The organism is Caballeronia sp. DA-9, from assembly GCF_051615025.1.
Classification (GTDB): Bacteria; Pseudomonadota; Gammaproteobacteria; order Burkholderiales; family Burkholderiaceae; genus Caballeronia; species Caballeronia sordidicola.
Genome location: NZ_CP195133.1, coordinates 852,008 through 870,731, shown reverse-complemented (window position 1 = coordinate 870,731; position 18,724 = coordinate 852,008). Strand labels below are relative to the sequence as shown.

The 18,724-nt window shown below is 59.8% G+C and carries 19 protein-coding genes; 8 read left to right on the top strand and 11 right to left on the bottom strand.

All coding sequences use genetic code 11. The annotated features are described in order from the left end of the window. Positions 1-71 precede the first annotated feature (71 nt). Together lgt and ACRWA7_RS20125 are read right to left on the bottom strand one after the other, a co-directional pair. Positions 72-977: a prolipoprotein diacylglyceryl transferase gene (gene lgt, locus ACRWA7_RS20130; RefSeq protein ID WP_438395689.1), complete on the bottom strand. Its 906-nt coding sequence runs from the start codon at positions 975-977 to the stop codon at positions 72-74. Between the two features lie 21 nt (positions 978-998). After that, positions 999-1,946 (bottom strand): LysR substrate-binding domain-containing protein, encoded by a 948-nt coding sequence (locus ACRWA7_RS20125; RefSeq protein WP_438395688.1) that lies wholly within the window; start codon positions 1,944-1,946, stop codon positions 999-1,001. 107 nt (positions 1,947-2,053) lie between these two features. Between ACRWA7_RS20125 and ilvD the strand changes: the two genes are divergently transcribed. Next, positions 2,054-3,727 carry a dihydroxy-acid dehydratase gene (gene ilvD / locus ACRWA7_RS20120; protein WP_438395687.1) on the top strand — a complete coding sequence of 558 codons (1,674 nt, stop codon included), beginning with the start codon at positions 2,054-2,056 and terminating at the stop codon, positions 3,725-3,727. Positions 3,728-3,830: 103 nt separating this feature from the next. Next, on the top strand, positions 3,831-4,196 hold the full coding sequence (locus ACRWA7_RS20115) for a c-type cytochrome (protein WP_438395686.1): 366 nt from the start codon (positions 3,831-3,833) through the stop codon (positions 4,194-4,196). Here the strand turns inward: ACRWA7_RS20115 and ACRWA7_RS20110 are convergent, their stop codons facing one another. The 3 genes from ACRWA7_RS20110 to ACRWA7_RS20100 all read right to left on the bottom strand — a co-directional run bounded on the left by ACRWA7_RS20110 (position 4,197) and on the right by ACRWA7_RS20100 (position 6,683). Then, the gene (locus ACRWA7_RS20110; RefSeq protein WP_244164107.1) at positions 4,197-4,604 is read right to left on the bottom strand and encodes a DUF2486 family protein; all 408 of its coding nucleotides are present in this window, start codon (positions 4,602-4,604) and stop codon (positions 4,197-4,199) included. It lies immediately after the preceding gene. A gap of 98 nt (positions 4,605-4,702) precedes the next feature. Beyond that, positions 4,703-5,134: a DNA polymerase III subunit chi gene (locus ACRWA7_RS20105; RefSeq protein WP_060856842.1), complete on the bottom strand. Its 432-nt coding sequence runs from the start codon at positions 5,132-5,134 to the stop codon at positions 4,703-4,705. 37 nt (positions 5,135-5,171) lie between these two features. Continuing rightward, entirely contained in the window at positions 5,172-6,683 is a 1,512-nt protein-coding gene (locus tag ACRWA7_RS20100) for a leucyl aminopeptidase (RefSeq protein WP_438395684.1), read from the bottom strand. Positions 6,684-6,905: 222 nt separating this feature from the next. Here ACRWA7_RS20100 and lptF point away from each other — a divergent pair, with 222 nt between their 5' ends. The 5 genes from lptF (at position 6,906) to ACRWA7_RS20075 (ending at position 11,341) form a co-directional block, all read left to right on the top strand. Further along, the gene (lptF, locus tag ACRWA7_RS20095; protein WP_060856912.1) at positions 6,906-8,003 is read left to right on the top strand and encodes an LPS export ABC transporter permease LptF; all 1,098 of its coding nucleotides are present in this window, start codon (positions 6,906-6,908) and stop codon (positions 8,001-8,003) included. Positions 8,004-8,006: 3 nt separating this feature from the next. Beyond that, the gene (gene lptG, locus ACRWA7_RS20090) at positions 8,007-9,155 is read left to right on the top strand and encodes an LPS export ABC transporter permease LptG (RefSeq protein ID WP_060856840.1); all 1,149 of its coding nucleotides are present in this window, start codon (positions 8,007-8,009) and stop codon (positions 9,153-9,155) included. Positions 9,156-9,179: 24 nt separating this feature from the next. Continuing rightward, complete coding sequence (locus tag ACRWA7_RS20085; protein WP_438395682.1) at positions 9,180-9,548, top strand: sirohydrochlorin chelatase; 369 nt, start codon at positions 9,180-9,182, stop codon at positions 9,546-9,548. Positions 9,549-9,705: 157 nt separating this feature from the next. After that, positions 9,706-10,047, top strand: coding sequence for a helix-turn-helix domain-containing protein (locus ACRWA7_RS20080; RefSeq protein ID WP_060856838.1), 342 nt, complete (start codon positions 9,706-9,708; stop codon positions 10,045-10,047). Beyond that, positions 10,037-11,341, top strand: a complete 1,305-nt coding sequence (locus tag ACRWA7_RS20075) for a type II toxin-antitoxin system HipA family toxin (protein ID WP_438395680.1) — start codon at positions 10,037-10,039, stop codon at positions 11,339-11,341. Before ACRWA7_RS20080 ends, ACRWA7_RS20075 begins: the two co-directional genes overlap by 11 nt. A 59-nt stretch (positions 11,342-11,400) precedes the next feature. Here the strand turns inward: ACRWA7_RS20075 and cobA are convergent, their stop codons facing one another. The 6 genes from cobA to ACRWA7_RS20045 form a co-directional block, all read right to left on the bottom strand. Further along, positions 11,401-12,156, bottom strand: coding sequence for a uroporphyrinogen-III C-methyltransferase (gene cobA, locus ACRWA7_RS20070; RefSeq protein ID WP_438396708.1), 756 nt, complete (start codon positions 12,154-12,156; stop codon positions 11,401-11,403). 9 nt (positions 12,157-12,165) lie between these two features. Further along, entirely contained in the window at positions 12,166-13,488 is a 1,323-nt protein-coding gene (locus ACRWA7_RS20065) for a sulfate adenylyltransferase subunit 1 (protein WP_060856835.1), read from the bottom strand. 34 nt (positions 13,489-13,522) lie between these two features. Then, positions 13,523-14,485 (bottom strand): sulfate adenylyltransferase subunit CysD, encoded by a 963-nt coding sequence (gene cysD / locus ACRWA7_RS20060; RefSeq protein ID WP_438395678.1) that lies wholly within the window; start codon positions 14,483-14,485, stop codon positions 13,523-13,525. Between the two features lie 66 nt (positions 14,486-14,551). Beyond that, the gene (locus ACRWA7_RS20055; protein WP_438395677.1) at positions 14,552-15,283 is read right to left on the bottom strand and encodes a phosphoadenylyl-sulfate reductase; all 732 of its coding nucleotides are present in this window, start codon (positions 15,281-15,283) and stop codon (positions 14,552-14,554) included. After that, positions 15,280-15,816 carry a DUF934 domain-containing protein gene (locus ACRWA7_RS20050; protein WP_060856833.1) on the bottom strand — a complete coding sequence of 179 codons (537 nt, stop codon included), beginning with the start codon at positions 15,814-15,816 and terminating at the stop codon, positions 15,280-15,282. The genes ACRWA7_RS20055 and ACRWA7_RS20050 overlap by 4 nt, the downstream gene beginning before the upstream one ends. A gap of 33 nt (positions 15,817-15,849) precedes the next feature. After that, a complete protein-coding gene (locus ACRWA7_RS20045; protein ID WP_438395675.1) occupies positions 15,850-17,529 on the bottom strand; it encodes a nitrite/sulfite reductase in 1,680 nt (559 codons plus the stop codon). A gap of 220 nt (positions 17,530-17,749) precedes the next feature. Here ACRWA7_RS20045 and ACRWA7_RS20040 point away from each other — a divergent pair, with 220 nt between their 5' ends. Continuing rightward, positions 17,750-18,691 (top strand): CysB family HTH-type transcriptional regulator, encoded by a 942-nt coding sequence (locus tag ACRWA7_RS20040; RefSeq protein ID WP_060856831.1) that lies wholly within the window; start codon positions 17,750-17,752, stop codon positions 18,689-18,691. Positions 18,692-18,724: the final 33 nt, after the last annotated feature.

Below are 18,724 nucleotides of genomic sequence, written 5' to 3'. Positions count from 1 at the left end.
GCATCGGTAACGCGTTAAAAAGCCTCGCTCCGCGCGAGGCTTTTGTCGTTCTGCGCGAGTTGATTCGGCAATCAGGATACTTTCGCGGGTTTTGAAGGCATGGCGCGTTCTCTCTTATACGACCAGATCAGCAAACCAATTCCCACGATAATCATTGGCAGGGAAAGCCATTGGCCCATCGATAGATTTGCAGCCAGCAAGCCGAGATAATCATCCGGCTCACGAGCAAACTCCACGGTAAATCGCGCGACGCCATAACCAATTAGAAACACCGCCGAAATCGCGCCAACCGGCCGCTGCTTCCTCGATATCAGCCACACCACAATAAACAACGCAAAACCTTCCAGCGCAATCTCATATAACTGCGACGGATGGCGCGGCAACATTTGGTATCGGTCGAAAATCGCGCGCAGATGCCACTGCGCATCCAGATCGGGATGCTTTTGCAGCCAGACGGCGTCATCGGCGGAAGCGTTCTGGAACAACATGGCCCAGGGCGCATTCGGATTCGTGACGCGGCCCCACAATTCGCCATTGATGAAATTGCCGAAGCGGCCCGCGGCAAGGCCTAGCGGCACCATGGGCGCGACGAAATCAGTGACCTGCAGCCACGTGCGCTTGCGCTGCCACGCGAACACGATCATTGCGGTAATCACGCCGAGCATGCCGCCGTGAAAGGACATCCCGCCTTCCCATACCTTGAAGATATCGAGTGGATGGGCGAGATAAAAACTCGACTTGTAGAACACCACATAGCCCAGCCGGCCGCCCAGGATCGTGCCGAGCACGCCGTAAAACAGGATGTCGTCGATATCTTTCGTGGTCCAGCCCTGCGCCGACACGTAAGGCAGACGCAGCCGGATCCGTCCGATCACAATGCACTGGATGAACGCCAGCAAATACATGAGGCCATACCAGCGCACGGCGAGCGGACCCAGATGAATGGCGATGGGATCGAAATTCGGGTGAATGAGCATGTTTCTATTTACGGGGTGAAGTCACGGCAGCGCCGGGACGGTGGCTGCATGAGCGCGCACTATATCGATAAAACCGGCGAGCACCGGGCTGACCTCCGCCGCGCGCCAGACGAGTCCGGTCTCGACCACGAGCCCGGATTCGAGCAACGGACGATACACCACTCCGGTCCTTCGCAGATGACGCAGCGACTGCGGCACGAGCGCGACGCCCATTCCAGCCGACACCAGACTGACAATGGTCTGCATCTGGATTGCCTCCTGCCCGATACGCGGCATCAGCCCGGCCGCGCCGTAGCAGCCCATAATCATGTCATAGAAATCCGGCGCGAGACGGCGCGGAAAGACGATGAGCGGGGCATCGGCGAGTTGATGGAGGCTCACCGGCGTGTCCGACCACTCGGCAGCGCCCTGCCCGAGTCCGGCGGCGGCGTCGCTCGACATCGCGATGACAAGCGGCTCGCGAGCGATCGGCAAGTACGAGAGCGCGACGGCATGGCGCGGCGGCAGGGGCGGAATGACCAGGCCGGCATCGATACGCCCGGCGACCAGTTCCTCCACCTGCACGTCGCTGGTTGCTTCCACGAGTTGCAGCCGCACGCCAGGATAACGCGCGCCGAAATCGCGCAGCAGCAACGGCAGCAGTCCGTAATCCGCGGTGGAAACGAACGCCAGCGACAACACGCCCGCTTCGCCTCGCGCGAGCGACTGCGCGAGCGGCCTGAGAGAATCGGCGCCCGCCAGCAGCCGGCGCACTTCCGGCAGCAAATCCTTGCCAACCGGCGTCAGCTCGACCGAGCGCTTGGTGCGCACGAACAGCGCCACGCCGAGCATCTCTTCGAGCGAGCGGATGGCCTGCGACAAAGGCGGTTGCGTCATCGCGAGCCGCGCGGCGGCGCGCCCGAAATGCATTTCCTCCGCAACGGTCACAAAATATCGCAACAATCTGAGTTCGATGTTTCGCGTTTCCACTAATACCTTCCACGACCTAATCGACCCTGAATAATATATTGGACACGCGTTCTCAGAAGCTCCATCCTTCTGCGATCAGATAAAAAATATTCTCAAGGAGCCCCCACATGGCCTTCAATCGCCGCTCGAAAAACATCACGCAAGGCGTCGCGCGTTCCCCGAACCGCTCTATGTATTACGCCCTCGGCTACAAGGAGGAAGACTTCGACAAGCCGATGATCGGCATAGCGAACGGTCATTCCACCATTACGCCGTGCAATTCGGGTTTGCAAAAACTGGCCGATGCCGCCGTCGAATCCATTCGCAAATCGGACGCGAATCCGCAGATCTTCGGCACGCCGACGATTTCCGACGGCATGTCGATGGGCACCGAAGGCATGAAGTACTCGCTCGTCTCGCGCGAAGTGATCGCGGATTGCATTGAAACAGCGGTGCAAGGCCAGTGGATGGACGGCGTGGTCGTGATCGGCGGCTGCGACAAGAACATGCCGGGCGGCATGATCGGCCTTGCGCGCATGAACGTGCCGGGCATCTACGTGTATGGCGGCACCATTCGGCCGGGCAACTGGAAGGGCAAGGACCTGACCATCGTGTCGTCGTTCGAAGCCGTGGGCGAGTTCTCGGCCGGACGCATGTCGAAGGAAGATTTCGACGGCATCGAGAAAAACGCGTGTCCGTCGAGCGGATCGTGCGGCGGCATGTACACGGCGAACACCATGAGCTCGTCGTTCGAGGCGCTCGGCATGTCGCTGATGTATTCGTCGACCATGGCCAATCCCGACGAGGAAAAAGTCACGTCCGCGGCGGAATCGGCGCGCGTGCTGGTCGAAGCCGTGAAAGCCGACCTCAAGCCGCGCGACATCATCACGAAGAAATCGATAGAAAACGCCGTCGCGCTGATCATGGCAACGGGCGGCTCGACCAACGCCGTGCTGCATTACCTGGCGATCGCGCACGCGGCGGAAGTCGAATGGAGCATTGACGACTTCGAGCGCATGCGCAAGAAAGTGCCGGTGATCTGCAACCTGAAGCCATCGGGTCAATACGTGGCGACCGACCTTCACAAGGCTGGCGGCATTCCACAAGTGCTCAAGATCCTGCTCGATGCAGGCATGCTGCACGGCGATTGCATCACGATCACGGGCAAGACCATTGCGGAAGAACTGAAGGACGTGCCGTCGAAACCGCGCGCTGACCAGGACGTGATTTTCCCCATCGACAAAGCGCTTTACGACGAAGGCCACCTCGCGATCCTGAAGGGCAACCTGGCGACGGACGGCGCGGTCGCCAAGATCACCGGCCTGAAGAATCCGGTCATCACGGGCCCGGCGCGCGTGTTCGAGGACGAGCAAAGCGCAATGAGCGCGATCGTCGCGGGGCAGATCAAGGCGGGGGATATCGTGGTGTTGCGTTATCTCGGGCCGCAAGGCGGTCCGGGCATGCCGGAAATGCTGGCGCCGACCTCGGCGATCATCGGCCAGGGGCTGGGTGAGTCCGTGGGCCTCATCACCGACGGCCGTTTCTCCGGCGGCACGTGGGGCATGGTCGTGGGTCACGTTGCGCCGGAAGCGTTCGTGGGCGGCACGATTGCGCTGGTCAAGGAAGGCGATTCGATCACTATCGACGCCCACAAGCTGCTCCTGCAACTGAACGTGGACGATGCTGAAATCGAACGCCGGCGCGCCGAGTGGAAAAAACCCGCGCCGCGTTATACCCGCGGCGTCCTGGCCAAGTATGCCGCACTGGCGCTGCCAGCGAACAAGGGCGCGGTGACGGGCTGATCTTTGGTTCGCAGCCGAATGTCCAGGGGCGCACGATGCAGATCGTGCGCCCCTCGTCTTTTATACTGTGGCGTGGCGGCCCAGATAAAACAGCGGAGACCACATGGCGTTCGGCATTCGATTCGGCAGATGGATAATTGCGTGGATGCTCGTTTGCGGCGCAGCAAACACCCACGCGCAGCAGCCGTCAGACGCCGCCACCCAAACGGCCGATCCGCGTCTCGTGCTTGCTCAGGGCAGCAACTGCATGAGCTGCCATTCAATTTCCCGCGATTTCATGGGGCCGTCATTCAGGCACATAGCCGCCCGATACGCGGACGTTTCCGGCGCCCGCGCCATATTGGCGCGCAAGATTGCGGAAGGCGGTGTGGGCGACTGGGGCGTGGTGCCAATGCCTGCCAATACGCAGGTCACGCCCGATCAGGCGCACGCATTGGCGGACTGGATTCTCTCGATGAAATCGAATTAATCAGGCGCGGCCGCGCCGTTCGAGTTCGTCTGCAACCGCTTCGCGCACCCACTCGGTCAACTCGGTTTCAAGCGCCAGCGCGACTTCGCGCGTGATCTGGCTGACGAGCCACGTGGAATGTTCCTGCAACGATTCCCGGCATCGCTCTTCAATCAACGCGCGGCCATCGCCGGTGAGGAAATGCGTAAAGCGCCCGCGCAGCCTTTCCGCGATCTGATCGGCGTCGCGATCCGTGCCGCGCGTGACTTCGTCGGACAAAGCCACCTGCGACAACACCGGCTCGGGTGCGCGCGGCGCCACGCGGGCGCGCTCGGGACGTCCCGGTACGATTACATCGGTGAGAACGGGGATGGAGGAATCGAAATTATCGGGTGATTCAGCCGTATCGGGCGCGGTGGTGATGGGCACGAGTGGACTCCGTCTTGATGGCAGGCATGAGTTGACGCTTACGGCCGGCGTTTTTGGGGATCATACCCTGTACCCGGCCGCGCGCCATCCCGGAGGTTTCACGCTCCCGCGCCCTGTTTGTAGTTGTTGAGCACATAACCCCGGTCACGATAGAACCGGTAGCGCTCGCGCCCGGCCACGAGTTCGTGTTCGTCATTGCCGACGACTTCCAGCAGGCGCTCGAAGCGCGCGAATTGCGGCGGCACGGCAGCGCCAAGGTTCAGCAGGATCTGATGCTGCTGGTTTTCCAGCACCGCGTCCAGCGACGCCGCCAGCAACACCGGCGTGTCTGCCGCCAGCGCGCTGTCCGCCATGCAATGCGGCACGAACTCGAGCGCCTTGAACGTCCACAACTGTTCGTCGAAACGCTTGAGCCGCTCGGATTCGGCCAGCACGACCAATGGCTGGCCGCTCATATACGCCTTGCGCGCAAGGCGGCAGGCGTACGCGATCGAGTCACCCACATTCGAATGAAAGTCGATACGCGTCATGCCCGCGCCTCCGGGTTAGTGCTCGGTGCAACCAAGCTCATTGTCCCGCGCGATCCACGAGGAATTGCGTGAGCAACGGCACCGGACGGCCCGTTGCGCCTTTCGCTGCGCCGCTTTTCCAGGCCGTACCCGCAATATCGAGGTGCGCCCACGGATAGTTCTGCGTGAAACGCGACAGGAAACACGCCGCGGTGATTGCGCCGCCCGGCCGTCCGCCAATGTTCGCGACATCGGCGAAATTCGACTTCAGCAGATCTTGGTATTCCTCGTCGAGCGGCATGCGCCAGGTCGGGTCGACTGCTTCCTTCGATGCATCCAGCAACTCGCCCGCCAGCGCGTCGTCCTTCGAGAACAGGCCCGTGTTGTGGTGGCCGAGCGCGACCACGCACGCGCCGGTCAGCGTGGCGATATCGATCACGGCGGACGGTTTGAAGCGCTCCACGTAGGTCAACGCGTCGCACAGGATCAGGCGGCCTTCGGCGTCGGTGTTCAGCACTTCAATAGTCGTGCCGGACATGGACGTGACAATGTCGCCCGGCTTCACGGCGTTGCCGGCGGGCATGTTTTCGCAGGTCGGAACCACACCGATCACGTTGAGCTTCAATCCCATTTCCGCGATGGCGCGCATGGTGCCGAACACGGAACCGGCGCCGAGCATGTCGTACTTCATCTCGTCCATGCTGTCGCCCGGCTTGATGGAAATGCCGCCGGTATCGAATGTAATGCCCTTGCCCACGAGCACCACCGGCGCCGCCTTGGCGCCCGCGCCCTGATGATGCATCACGATAAACGCCGGCGGTTCGACAGAACCCTTCGCCACCGAGAGGAACGAGCCCATGCCCAGCGCCTCGATCTGCTTCTGGCCGAGCACTTCGACCTTGAGCTTGAAGTCCTTACCGAGTTTTTTCGCGGTCTGGCCGAGGTAGGTCGGCGTGCAGACGTTCGGCGGCAAATTGCCGAGATCGCGCGTCAGGTCCATTCCGTTGGCAAGCGCCGTGGCATGCTTGACCGCGAGCTTTGCGGCTTTTTCGTCGGTTGCGTCGATGCTGAACACGACCTTTTTCAACGCACGATTGCCGTTTTCCGGCTTGCTCTTCATTTGCGTGAACTTGTAGGTCTGCTCGCGCAGCACGAGGATGGCGCAGCGCACGCCCCAGTCGCCGGTGCGCTCCGGCACGGGCAACTGGGCCAGCGTGAACGCGACATTCGCGATCTTCGTGGCGAGCAGCGCGCGCCACGCCGCGCGTGCGGCTTCCGTGTAAGCCTTCTGGTTGAAACCGTCCTGCTTGCCGAGACCAACCAGCAAGATGCGCGATGCCCCCAGGCCCGTCACTTCGGTCAGCATCAGCGTGGAACCTGCCTTGCCGCTCATGTCGCCGGCTTTCACCGTGCGTGTGAGCAGACCCTTGGTCGCCAAATCGATCTCGCGGGCAGCGCCCGTCAACGTCTGCGCTTCGAACACGCCGAGCACTACTACATCGGCTTTTCCATTAAGGAAACCATTTGCCGAGCCTTTGCTCCAATCACAGGCTTTTATGCTAAAGTCCATCGCGCTTATCCTCGGATAAAATCTTGGCTGAAGGCTGAAAGCCGCAATTATCCGCTATTTTTTCCGAGGCGGTCACAGGTAGCGATGCCTGGATCGAATGTCTGCCCTCATGACTTCGTCCAGTTTGCACGTTTGTCATCGCATGGCGGCCAGATGCGACCGCCAAGATGGGCCCGCACATCGTCCAACCATCCGTCGCCGCCGGCTTCAAGCTATCAATCAATGATCTTCCAACGCTCCCTTCAGCGTGAACTCGCGTACACCGCCGGCGCCGTATTCATGGTGCTGCTGACCATCATGCTGACGACCATGATGATCCGCATCGTCGGCTTCGCGGCGTCAGGCCAGGTCGATCCACGCGACGTTGTCGTGCTGATCGGGCTCACGGTGATCGGCTATCTCGCCGTGATGCTGATCGTCACGCTGTTCGTGTCCATTCTCTTCGTGCTGACGCGCTGGTATCGCGACTCGGAAATGGTCGTATGGCTCGCCTCGGGCGTGAGCCAGACCGCGCTGATCAAACCGGTCGCCCAATTTTCCACGCCGATCATCATCCTGATCATTTTCTTCGCGTTCGTCGGCTGGCCGTGGTCGAACCAGCAGAGCAAGCTCATCAAGGCGCGCTTTCAACAACGCGATGAAGTGTCGCTCCTCGCGCCTGGCCAGTTCCGCGAATCGCCTACGAGCCACCGCGTGTTTTTCATCGAGAAGATGTCGCCGGATCAGGGCCACGTGCAAAACGTGTTCGTGACGAGCACGGAAGGCGGCAAGGTGAACGTGGTGGTGTCGAAGAACGGCCATACCGAAACGCACGCGAACGGCGACCGTTTCGTCGTGCTCGAAAATGGCCGCCGATACGACGGCGTTCCCGGACAGCCGAACTTCCGGATCATGGAATTCGAGCGCTACGGCGTGAAGATCCAGAGCCAGCAGTTCGTGAATACGCCATCGACTACGGGCATGTACACGAACGAGCTGCTGGCCAACCCAAGCCGCACGAATCTCGCCGAAATCGCGTGGCGCGCCGGACTGCCGCTCATCGCGATCAACCTCATGCTGCTTGCCATCCCGCTCTCGTACCAGAATCCGCGACGCAGCCGCACCATCAACCTCGTCATGGCCGTGCTGATTTATTTGACCTATTCGAACCTGCTGAACGTGGTGCAGTCGTGGATTGAACAGGGTCGGGTTTCGTTCGGCGTCGGGCTGGTCGGACTGCACATACTTGTTTCGCTGCTGGTGGCGTTCATTTTCTGGATGCGCATTCGCAATCGGCCGCTGTTCCGGTGGTCGAACCTGATGCGTTCGAAAGGGGCCTGACGCATGCGCATTTACGAACGGTACTTCGCGCGTCAGATCTATCTCGCGTTTATTTTCATCCTGTTTGCATTCTCCGGCCTGTTCTTCTTTTTCGATCTGATCAATGAACTGAACACCGTCGGGCATGGCAACTACAAGTTCGGTCTGGCCGTGCTGCGCGTGGCGCTTCAGACGCCGTCGCGATTCTATGAAATCATCCCGGTCGCCGCGCTGATCAGCGCAATTTATGTGTTCGCGCAAATGGCCGCGGCCTCCGAGTTCACCATTTTCCGCGTATCGGGATTGTCGACTGGCAAGGCGCTGCGGTCGCTGCTGAAGATCGGCATTCCAATGGTCCTGCTCACCTACGTTATCGGCGAAGTCGTGGGTCCCTACTCCGATCAGCTCTCGGAGAGGGTCCGGCTGGAGGCGCTGGGGTCGTCGGTATCGATGAACTTCGAATCCGGCGTCTGGGTGAAGGACACGCTGACTGCGCGCGCCGATGGCGAGCCGGTTACGCGATTCGTGAACGTTGGCACGCTGAATCCGGACACGACCATTGCCGATGTGCGCATCTACGAGTTCGATTCGTTGCTGCACCTGACCAATGTGCGCATTGCGAAAAGCGGCGTGTATCAGCCGCCCGGTCACTGGAAGCTCACGGGCGTGACGGACACGCAACTCGTCGATGCACCGCCGCAAAAGGTGAATCCCGGCGACGCGCTCAACCCTGTGTATCGGGCGCAGCAGACCACGCTGCCGGAATATTCGTTGCGCTCCGAGTTGACGCCGCAGATTTTGTCGGTGCTGCTGGTGTCGCCCGACCGCATGTCGATGTTCAACCTGTTTCGCTACATTCAGCATTTGACGGAGAATCATCAGGACTCGCAGCGTTATCAGATCGCGTTCTGGCGCAAGATTCTTTATCCGCTCGCGGTGCTGGTGATGCTGGTGCTGTCGCTGCCGTTCGCGTACCTGCATACGCGCGCTGGCGTCGTGGGCGTGAAGGTTTTCGGCGGGATCATGATCGGGATGAGCTTTCAGTTGATCAACACGCTGTTTTCTCACATCGGTACGTTGAATACGTGGCCCGCGCCCGTAACGGCCGCGGCGCCCGCGCTGGTCTATTTGATCGTCGGGTTGATCGGTTTGCGCTGGGTCGACCGGCATTAGGTTGTTGCCTCTGCGGAGCACGCAATGAGCAAGCACGGCATGATTCTGTTCGGCCATGGCGCACGCGATCCGCGCTGGGCCGAGCCCTTCGAGCGACTGGCGGCGAAGCTGCGCGCTCAGCGCAGCGATCCGGTGGCGCTTGCGTTCCTTGAATTGATGACGCCGGATTTGCCCACGGCAATTGAAAAGCTCGGATCGGACGGCTGCGATGCCATTACGGTCGTACCCGTTTTTTTCGGCCAGGGCGGCCATATCCGGCGCGACCTCCCGGAATTACTGGACCGGTGCCGCGCAATGTTTCCATCGATAGAGATCAAGTGCGCGACGGCGGTCGGTGAAGACGACACTGTGCTCGATGCCATTGCGCGATATTGCCTGGAGCAAGTTAGCTAACCCCGGCAACGCATCAGATTCCAAAAATAGTCATATCTGACCACTTAAGGTAGTTAATTGGTCAGATATGACTATTTTTTTACCCTAAAATTTTATATTTTTCTATTTTTTGTCTATACTGAATAACTAAGCGGATTTATATGTCAGATAAGACAAAATGAAACGGAACAACAAGGAATTCATTTCGCCGGAACTGGACCAACGCGCAACGTTGTTCGGACGCGCAGTCGCAGCCGCGCGTATCGCGCGCAACATGACGAGGCAGGATTTTTCCGAACGTGCCAACATCAGCCCAAGCACACTGGTACGTATCGAAAGTGGCGACGTTTCAGTGAGCTTCGCGTCGTGGCTCCAGGCATTCGACCGGGCAGGCCTTCTCGGAACACTCGAACCGCTCGCAAATCCACAAAACGATCGAATAGGCGAAGCACGCCGTCAGATAGAGTCCCGCGTGCGCCCACGCAAGAGCGCATCGAAGACAGACGACTATGATTTCTAGTACGTCGACCTGGAGCAAGTACGTCTTCATTGCACTCGAGGGCGCGGCCGATGCCGTTCCGGCTGGAAAGCTTGAACTCCTTGAAGAAGGCATCAAGCCGATTGCATCGACGTTCGTCTATGGCAACAAATATCTGCAACGCGAAAATGCTGTAGCCGTAGACCCCGTCAGCATGCCTCTGCACGAAGCGAAAAAATCCAGGGAAACGGTCTTTCAACCGCCGGCAGGACTGGCGCTGTTTGGCGCGATTCGGGATGCGGCGCCGGATTCATGGGGCAGGCGCGTGATCGAAAATATGTTGCGCGCAGCCCCTGACGGCTTGCCGGAAACCGAATACCTTGCTCATGCTGGTCCACACCGGACTGGCGCGCTGGATTTCAGAGATGCCCCGAATGCGCCCGCGGAGCCCGGCAAGCTGCCCGATGCAAAATCGCTCACCTATCTGCTCGACGCAGCCGCGATGATCCAGGACGGCAAGCCGGTTCCAAAGAAATTGCAACTGCTTTTCAGCGTCGGGGCGACTTTTGGCGGGGCAAGGCCCAAAGCGGTTCTGCTGGACGACAACCGCCAGTGGGTCGCGAAATTTCCCGTCGCCCGGGATGGTTTCAACGTGCCTCTGGTGGAACGCGCGACGCTGGAACTCGCCCGCCAGTGCGGCATGCGGGTTCCAGAGACCCGGTCCATCCACCTGCCCGATGGACGCGACGTCATGCTGATCGAGCGGTTCGATCGCATGCTGTTGCCCGAGGGGAGCTTTGGAAAACGGCATGTGGTCAGCGCGCTAACGATGCTCAAGATGCACGAAAGCGATACAGCGTCCGCAAGCTATACGGACCTGGCCGATACGCTCAGCGATCATGGCGCGACCGGCTTTGTCGCGGCCGACAAGACCGAGTTGTTCAAGCGCATGGTGTTCAACATCCTCGTGACAAACGACGACGATCATCTTCGCAATCATGCGTTCGTGTGGGACGGGGCCAAGAAGGGATGGCGACTGAGCGACCTGTACGATGTCGTGCCGAAGCCTCAAGTCGGCTCCGAACGTTTCCTGGTGCTTGGCGTTGGTCCCGCCAAAGGCAGACTTGCAACGCTCGATAACGCGCTCTCGGCTGCGGGGCGGTTTGGCCTGCTGAAACATGTGGCTGCTGAAATCATCCAGCATCTCTCGGGCGTTGTGCGCGAGTGGCGAACCTGTTTCGAAGCGTTCGATGTTCCCAAGACCGAGTGCGACAAGATCGCCTCGGCGTTTCGCAAGCCGCAGAGCATCGGGCTGCGCGAAGTAGAAAAAACCTGAAATAAAAAAGCCCCTGCCGTTGATATGCAGGGGCTCTTGTTCAACCAGCAAGCAAGCCATCAAGCCGCTACTTGCAGCACCGCTTTCACCTGCCCGGCCGCTGCCAACGTCCGCTCCGCAAAGGCCTCGCCGATCATCAGCAAACTTGGCTGCGACGCATCGAGCCAAGCCTGTGCGTCGCCACGCGCCATTTCGCCCAGGGTCAACGTCAGCGAGCGCTCGCGCTCCGTACTGCAAGCCTCGACGATAGCAACCGGCGTCGACCCCGGCCGCCCTGAATCGATGAGTTGCTGCGCAATGTCCGGCGCGCTGTCGCGGCCCATATAGAATACGAGTGAATCGGCGCTTGCCTGTTCGCGGATCTCGTCGCTGCTCGGCGCGCGGCTGTACGTTGCCAGAGCCACACTCCGCGATACCCCGCGCAACGTCAGCGAGCGCTTGAGCGTCGCCGCGCTTGCCAGCGCCGCCGTGATTCCGGGCACGATCTCATACTCGATACCAGCCGCTTCCAGCGCGCGCATTTCTTCGTCGGCGCGACCGAAAAGCATGGGGTCGCCGCCCTTCAACCGCACGACGACGTCATGTTCGAGCGCGGCATCGACGATCTGCTTGTTGATGAAATGCTGCGCCGTCGACCGTTGCCCGCAGCGCTTGCCGACCGCAATCTTGCGTGCGTCAGGCGCGTAATCCAGCATGGCCGGCTCGATCAGCGCGTCGTGCAGAACCACCTGCGCCTCGCTCAACAAGCGCGCGCCGCGAACGGTGATCAGGTCCGCAGCACCCGGCCCCGCGCCGATCAAATACACCTTTCCCATAGTCATCGCTCAGGCTGAGAACGAGCGAATCATCCCGGCCGCAACCGTGTGATGCGTCGCTTCGTCGATAAGAACAAACGCGCCCGTGCCCTGATGCGTATCGTAGGCATCGCAGACAATCGGCTTTTGCAGCGTCAGCGCCACGCGGCCAATGTCGTTCATGTTCAGGTCACGGCGGTCCACGGAGTGCAGCAATGTATGCACGTCGAGCACTTCCTTGATCGCGCCGATGCGCGCGAACACCGTGTTCGTGGTCTGCTTGAGCAGATACTTGCGCTGCGGCGAAAGCGGCTCTTCGTCGAACCAGCAGAGGTCTGCATCCAGCTTCTTCGCCGGCTCGATCCTGGCGCCCGTGCCATTGCGCGGCACAAATGTATCGCCGCGCGACACGTCGACATCTTCCGCGAGACGGATCGTCACCGTCTGACCCGCGAACGCGCGATCCACCTGCCCGACCCCGCCCGGTACCGGCGCGATGATTTCGGCCACGGTTGCGTCGCGATTGGCGGGCAGCACGGTGATCGTGTCGCCAAGCTTCACTTCGCCCGATTCGACGCGCCCCATATAACCGCGGAAATCGTCGGCCTTGCTGCCGTCCTGGCGCGCGACCCATTGCACCGGAAAACGCAGCGCCTGATCGACGGGCTGCGCAACCGGCAGCGCTTCGAGCAGATCGAGCAGCGGTTCGCCCGCGTACCAGGGCATGCGCTCGCTGGCCGTCACAATGTTGTCGCCCTTGAGCGCCGATACCGGCACAAAGCGCACGTCGCCGATACCAAGACGTTGCGCGAGGCTCACGTAAGCGTCGCGGATTTCATTGAAACGCGACTCGCTGAATTCGACCAGGTCCATCTTGTTGATCGCAACGATCACATGCTGCAATCCAAGCAACTTGACGATGGCGCTATGACGCACCGTTTGCGGCAGCAACTGCGCAACGCCGTCCTTGAACGTGACGCGCGTGGCGTCCACCAGAATGATCGCCGCGTGCGCCGTCGATGCACCCGTCACCATGTTGCGCGTGTACTGCTCGTGCCCGGGGGTATCGGCAATGATGAACTTGCGCTTCGCGGTTGCAAAATAACGATACGCCACGTCGATGGTAATGCCTTGCTCGCGCTCCGCTTCAAGACCATCGGTCAGCAGCGACAAATCGATTTCATCGCCGACGGTGCGCTTGTTTTTCGCGCGCGACAACGCCGACAACTGATCCGACAACACCGCCTTGCTGTCGAACAGCAGGCGGCCGATCAGCGTGCTCTTGCCGTCGTCCACGCTGCCTGCCGTGATGAATCGCAATACGCCGAGGTCTTCGGGTTGATGAATACTCATGGTGTTTCCCTGTTCCTTGTGTGCCGCGCGATGCTTAGAAATAGCCTTGTTTCTTGCGGGTTTCCATCGCGGCTTCGGACGCCTGATCGTCCATGCGCGTGGCGCCGCGCTCCGTGATTTCCGTCACGGCCGTTTCCGCAATGATCTTCTCGACATCGTCGGCGTCGCTCGCAACCGGGCACGTGCAACTGATGTCGCCAACCGTCCGGAAACGCACCAGCGCTGTTTCCGACACTTCGCCTTCCTGCAGCGGCGTAAGCGGCGTCAGCGGCACGAGCAAGCCGTTGCGTCGAATGATCTCGCGGTTGTGCGCGTAATAAATCGACGGTAATTCAAGCTTCTCACGGGCAATGTATTGCCAGATATCCAGTTCGGTCCAGTTCGAAATCGGGAACACGCGCAGATGTTCGCCGTTATGCAGGCGCGCGTTATAGATACTCCACAATTCCGGGCGCTGCGCTTTCGGATCCCACTGGCCGAATTCATCGCGGAAAGAAAAGATGCGCTCTTTCGCGCGAGCCTTTTCTTCGTCGCGACGCGCGCCGCCGATCAATGCCGTATACCCATGTTCCTCGATGGTCTCGAGCAACGTCACCGCTTGCGCGGCGTTACGCGAATCCGTTTCGCGACGCAGGCGCACAGTGCCTTTCCTGATCGAATCCTCGACGTGACCCACCACGAGTTCCGCATCAATTTCAGCGGCGCGGCGATCGCGGAAGTCGATCACTTCATCGAAGTTATGGCCGGTGTCGATGTGAACCAGCGGGAACGGCAGCACCGTCTTGCGGCCCGATCCCAGACCAAATGCCTTCAACGCGAGATGCAGCACGACGACCGAATCCTTGCCGCCTGAAAACAGCAAGGCGGGCTTGCTGCATTCGGCGACGAGTTCACGCAGGATATGAATCGACTCTGCTTCGAGCCAGTCGAGATGATCCATCCGCGTTTCGCGATTCGCGATGGGCGCGGGGACGGTTGAATCGAGCGTGCTGCTCATATGCGTCGTTCCTTGGTTGCTTTGCATGGCACCACGTGGCGGCGCCATGCGTCAATATCAATACGTTTAGAGCGCCGAACTCGGCGCTGCGCTGCGGTCTTCCACAACCCGGATGTTCGTGATGTGCAAGCCGCATTCCTTCGTGTCCCGCGATTCCCACCACCAGCGCCCCGCCCGGCTGTCTTCGCCCGGACGGACCGCACGCGTGCACGGCTCGCAGCCAATGCTCGGATAACCGCGCGCGTGCAGCGGGTTGACCGGGACATCGAAGGCTTTCAGATAGTCCCAGACTTGCGCCTCGGTCCAGTCCGCGAGCGGATTGAATTTCGCGATTCCGCGCGGCGCGTCGTGCTCTTCCTCATGCAGTTCCACACGCGTTACCGACTGCTCGCGACGCTGTCCCGTGACCCACGCGCTTACGTTGCTCAATGCGCGATTCAGCGGTTCGACCTTGCGGATTCCGCAACAGCTTTTGCGCAGATCGACGCTTTCGTAGAACGCGTTCAGGCCGTGATCGCGAACGTATTCCTCGACCGCTTCGGGCAGCGGATGAAACTGCTCGATATCGTAACCATATCGCTCTTTTACGCGATCGATCATGCCCAGCGTTTCAGCATGCAGACGGCCGGTGTTGAGCGAAAAGATGCCGATCTTCACGCCGCGCGAAAGGATCGCGTGCGTGAGCAACATGTCTTCGGCGGCGAGGCTGCTGGCTAGTTTGACGTTCGCATGACGTTGCGCAATGGAATCGAGCAACGAGTCAAGGCGTTCGACTTTGGCTTGCAGTTCGGCATTCATGCAGCCGCCTCCGCTGCTTTTTCACGGCGGCGGAACAGCGGGTTGGGGTCGTCGACCGCGCCTTGATACGGAATGCTCAGTTCACCGAATGCATTCAGGGCATCGTGGATGTCCTTGTCGGCGCGAACGGCGAAGGCGTCGAAACCGCAACGCGCGTGAAAGCGCAACTGGTCGCGCAATACGTCGCCGATTGCCCGCAACTCGCCCGTCCACTGATAACGCTCGCGCAGCAAACGGCCGATGCTGAAGCCGCGGCCATCGCTGAACTTGGGGAAATCGACGGCGATCAGCGCGATCTTGTCGAAGTCTTCAACCAGTTCGGCAGGTTCGTCGTCAGGAGCAAGCCAGATGCCGATAGGTTCCTTCTTGTGCGCCGAGCTGAGCGACGCCTTGTGCTCTTTCCACCACGTGAACGGCACGATCACCTTGCCGGGCAAGAGTGCATCGACCGCCGGCAGCGCGCCGTCTTCACCGGCACGCACCACATGCCAGTCGTCTTCGACCACTTCGCGATTCTTGATAATCAAAGCCATGTGCAATATTCCTTAGCGACTCAACTTAACGTTTCAGGCATGCGCCGGCTGGCGCGACGCGTACACCCGTTCCTTGAACGGCGCAATGCCGATACGGCCATACGTCTCGATGAACCGCTCGCCTTCAATACGGTTCTCAACGAACGTATCGATCACTTGCGACACCACGTCAGGCATTTCTTCCGCCGAGAACGACGGGCCAATCACGCGGCCGAGATGCGCGCCTGTTGCGCCCGAGCTTTGCTCGCCGCCAAGCGTCACCTGATACCACTCCGAGCCGTCCTTATCGACGCCAAGAACACCGATGTTGCCAATGTGATGATGGCCGCACGCGTTGATACAACCCGAGATGTTCAGCGTCAGGTCGCCCAGGTCATACACATAGTCGAGATCGCTGAAACGTTCCTGAATGGCTTGTGCAATCGGAATGGACTTCGCGTTGGCAAGCGAGCAGAAATCGCCGCCCGGGCATGCAATGATGTCGGTGAGCAAACCAATATTCGATGTCGCAAAACCCAGCGCCTTCGCGCGTTCCCACACCGTGAACAAGTCGCGCTTCTTCACGTTTGCAAGGATCAGGTTCTGCTCGTGCGAGACGCGGATTTCACCGAACGAGAATTCATCGGCGAGATCGGCGACCGCGTCCATCTGCACGTCCGTTGCATCGCCCGGCGCAATGCCCGTGGGCTTCAGCGACAAGGTCACCGACGCATAGCCCGGCACCTTGTGCGGCCGCACGTTGCGCTCGATCCAGCGCGCGAACGGCTTGCTTTCGATGAGATGCTTTTCATACGACGCGTCCGTATCCGGCAGCTTTTCATAAGCAGGCGGCGCAAAGAATTGCGACACGCGCGTCACTTCTTCCTGCGTGAGCGTGGAAGGACCATCTTTCAGATGCACCCATTCCTCTTCCACTTGCTGCGCGAATTTCGCGGGGCTCAGCGCCTTCACGAGAATCTTGATCCGCGCCTTATACATATTGTCGCGACGTCCGTAGCGGTTGTACACGCGCAGTACGGCTTCGCAATACGTCAGCAAATGCTGCCACGGCAAATCTTCCTTGATCACCGCGCCGACAATCGGCGTGCGTCCGAGGCCACCGCCCGCGAGAATGCTCGCGACCACTTCGCCGGCTGCGTTCTTCTTCAGATACACGCCAAGATCGTGCACTTGCACGGCCGCGCGGTCTTCCACGGAACCGTTCACCGCAATCTTGAACTTGCGCGGCAGCCACGCGAATTCCGGGTGGAACGTCGACCATTGACGCAGGATTTCGGCCCACGGACGCGGATCGACGATTTCATCGGGCGCGACACCGGCGAACTGATCCGCCGTGATATTGCGGATGCAATTGCCCGAGGTCTGAATGCCGTGCATTTGCACCGACGCCAATTTGCGCAAGATTTCGGGCGTTTCTTCGAGCTTGATCCAGTTGAACTGAATGTTCGTCCGCGTCGAAAAGTGGCCGTAATGACGATCGTGTTCACGCGCGATAGTGCCAAGCATGCGCATCTGGTCGCTGCGCAGATTGCCGTATGGAATCGCGATGCGGTGCATGTACGCGTGGCGCTGCATGTAGAGCCCGTTCTGCAGGCGCAGCGGACGGAATTCCTCTTCGCTCAACTCGCCGGATAATCGGCGGCGCACCTGGTCGCTGTATTGAGCGACGCGTTCGTCGACGATTTTCTGGTCGATCTGATCGTATTGATACATTCGGGGGCCCCAGTTTTTAGTAGTTCCGTCAATACGGCGTCCTAGCCACGCCGCATCTCGAAATTAGTAGAGTCGCAAGCCGCAATGCCGTTCGGGCATTGCCCTCATTTGCTTATGACAAATACAGATATCGATATTGGAAAAATTGTCTCGATGGTAATAAACTTCCTATATATTGCAAACGACTGATAAATTACTTTGATATGCGGATGGGTTATATATGAATCTGCACCAGTTCCGCTTCGTGCGCGAAGCCGTCCGGCAGAATTACAACCTCACCGAAGCCGCTAAAGCGCTGTTCACGTCGCAGCCGGGGGTATCGAAGGCGATCATCGAGCTTGAGGATGAACTCGGTGTCGAGATCTTCACGCGTCATGGCAAACGGGTACGTTCGCTGACGGAGCCGGGTCGGATTATCCTGGCATCTGTGGAAAAAATCTTGCAGGAAGTAGAAAGCCTGAAACGGGTCGGTAAGGATTACGCGGCGCAGGATCAGGGCAATCTCGTGATTGCCGCCACGCATACGCAGGCGCGGTATTCCCTGCCGACCGCCATCGCGGAATTCAAAAAGCGTTTTCCCAAGGTGCACCTTTCAATTCTGCAAGGAAGCCCGACGCAAGTTGCCGAGATGGTCATCCACGATCAGGCGGATATTGCGATTGCGACCGAGGCGATCGCCAACTATAAAGAACTGGTTTCGCTGCCCTGCTTCCAGTGGCATCACGTCGCCGTCACGCTGCCGGATCATCCACTGCTCGAGCGCAAGCTGCTCACGCTCGACGACCTCGCGCAATACCCGATCATTACTTACGACAACGCGTTCGCCGGGCGCTCGAAGATCAATCAGGCGTTCGCGCTGCGCAACCTGAGCCCGGACATCGTGCTCGAGGCCATCGACGCCGACGTGATCAAAACCTACGTGGAACTTGGCCTGGGCGTAGGGATTCTCGCGGATATCGCTTTCAATCCCGAACGCGATAAACATCTGCGCGCCATGCCCGTTGGCCATCTGTTCGGCACGAACGTCACGCGGCTCGCGCTGAAACAAGGCGCGTATTTGCGCAGTTATGTATACACGCTCGTGGAACTGCTCTCACCTTCGATGAACCGCAAACTGATCGAACAGGCGCTTTCCGGTGAGCACGAAAGCTACGAGCTTTGATCCGACTTTCCTAAACCACACTTAAACCATATC

Bases quoted from the DNA above. Each gene is read 5' to 3' on its own strand.
- ACRWA7_RS20045 (WP_438395675.1), bottom strand. From the start codon at position 17,529: ATGTATCAATACGATCAGATCGACCAGAAAATCGTCGACGAACGCGTC.
- ACRWA7_RS20065 (WP_060856835.1), bottom strand. From the start codon at position 13,488: ATGAGTATTCATCAACCCGAAGACCTCGGCGTATTGCGATTCATCACG.
- cobA (WP_438396708.1), bottom strand. From the start codon at position 12,156: ATGGGAAAGGTGTATTTGATCGGCGCGGGGCCGGGTGCTGCGGACCTG.
- ilvD (WP_438395687.1), top strand. From the start codon at position 2,054: ATGGCCTTCAATCGCCGCTCGAAAAACATCACGCAAGGCGTCGCGCGT.
- ACRWA7_RS20100 (WP_438395684.1), bottom strand. From the start codon at position 6,683: ATGGACTTTAGCATAAAAGCCTGTGATTGGAGCAAAGGCTCGGCAAAT.
- ACRWA7_RS20080 (WP_060856838.1), top strand. From the start codon at position 9,706: ATGAAACGGAACAACAAGGAATTCATTTCGCCGGAACTGGACCAACGC.
- ACRWA7_RS20075 (WP_438395680.1), top strand. From the start codon at position 10,037: ATGATTTCTAGTACGTCGACCTGGAGCAAGTACGTCTTCATTGCACTC.
- lptF (WP_060856912.1), top strand. From the start codon at position 6,906: ATGATCTTCCAACGCTCCCTTCAGCGTGAACTCGCGTACACCGCCGGC.
- ACRWA7_RS20040 (WP_060856831.1), top strand. From the start codon at position 17,750: ATGAATCTGCACCAGTTCCGCTTCGTGCGCGAAGCCGTCCGGCAGAAT.
- lptG (WP_060856840.1), top strand. From the start codon at position 8,007: ATGCGCATTTACGAACGGTACTTCGCGCGTCAGATCTATCTCGCGTTT.
- ACRWA7_RS20055 (WP_438395677.1), bottom strand. From the start codon at position 15,283: ATGAATGCCGAACTGCAAGCCAAAGTCGAACGCCTTGACTCGTTGCTC.
- ACRWA7_RS20115 (WP_438395686.1), top strand. From the start codon at position 3,831: ATGGCGTTCGGCATTCGATTCGGCAGATGGATAATTGCGTGGATGCTC.
- ACRWA7_RS20085 (WP_438395682.1), top strand. From the start codon at position 9,180: ATGAGCAAGCACGGCATGATTCTGTTCGGCCATGGCGCACGCGATCCG.
- ACRWA7_RS20105 (WP_060856842.1), bottom strand. From the start codon at position 5,134: ATGACGCGTATCGACTTTCATTCGAATGTGGGTGACTCGATCGCGTAC.
- cysD (WP_438395678.1), bottom strand. From the start codon at position 14,485: ATGAGCAGCACGCTCGATTCAACCGTCCCCGCGCCCATCGCGAATCGC.
- lgt (WP_438395689.1), bottom strand. From the start codon at position 977: ATGCTCATTCACCCGAATTTCGATCCCATCGCCATTCATCTGGGTCCG.
- ACRWA7_RS20050 (WP_060856833.1), bottom strand. From the start codon at position 15,816: ATGGCTTTGATTATCAAGAATCGCGAAGTGGTCGAAGACGACTGGCAT.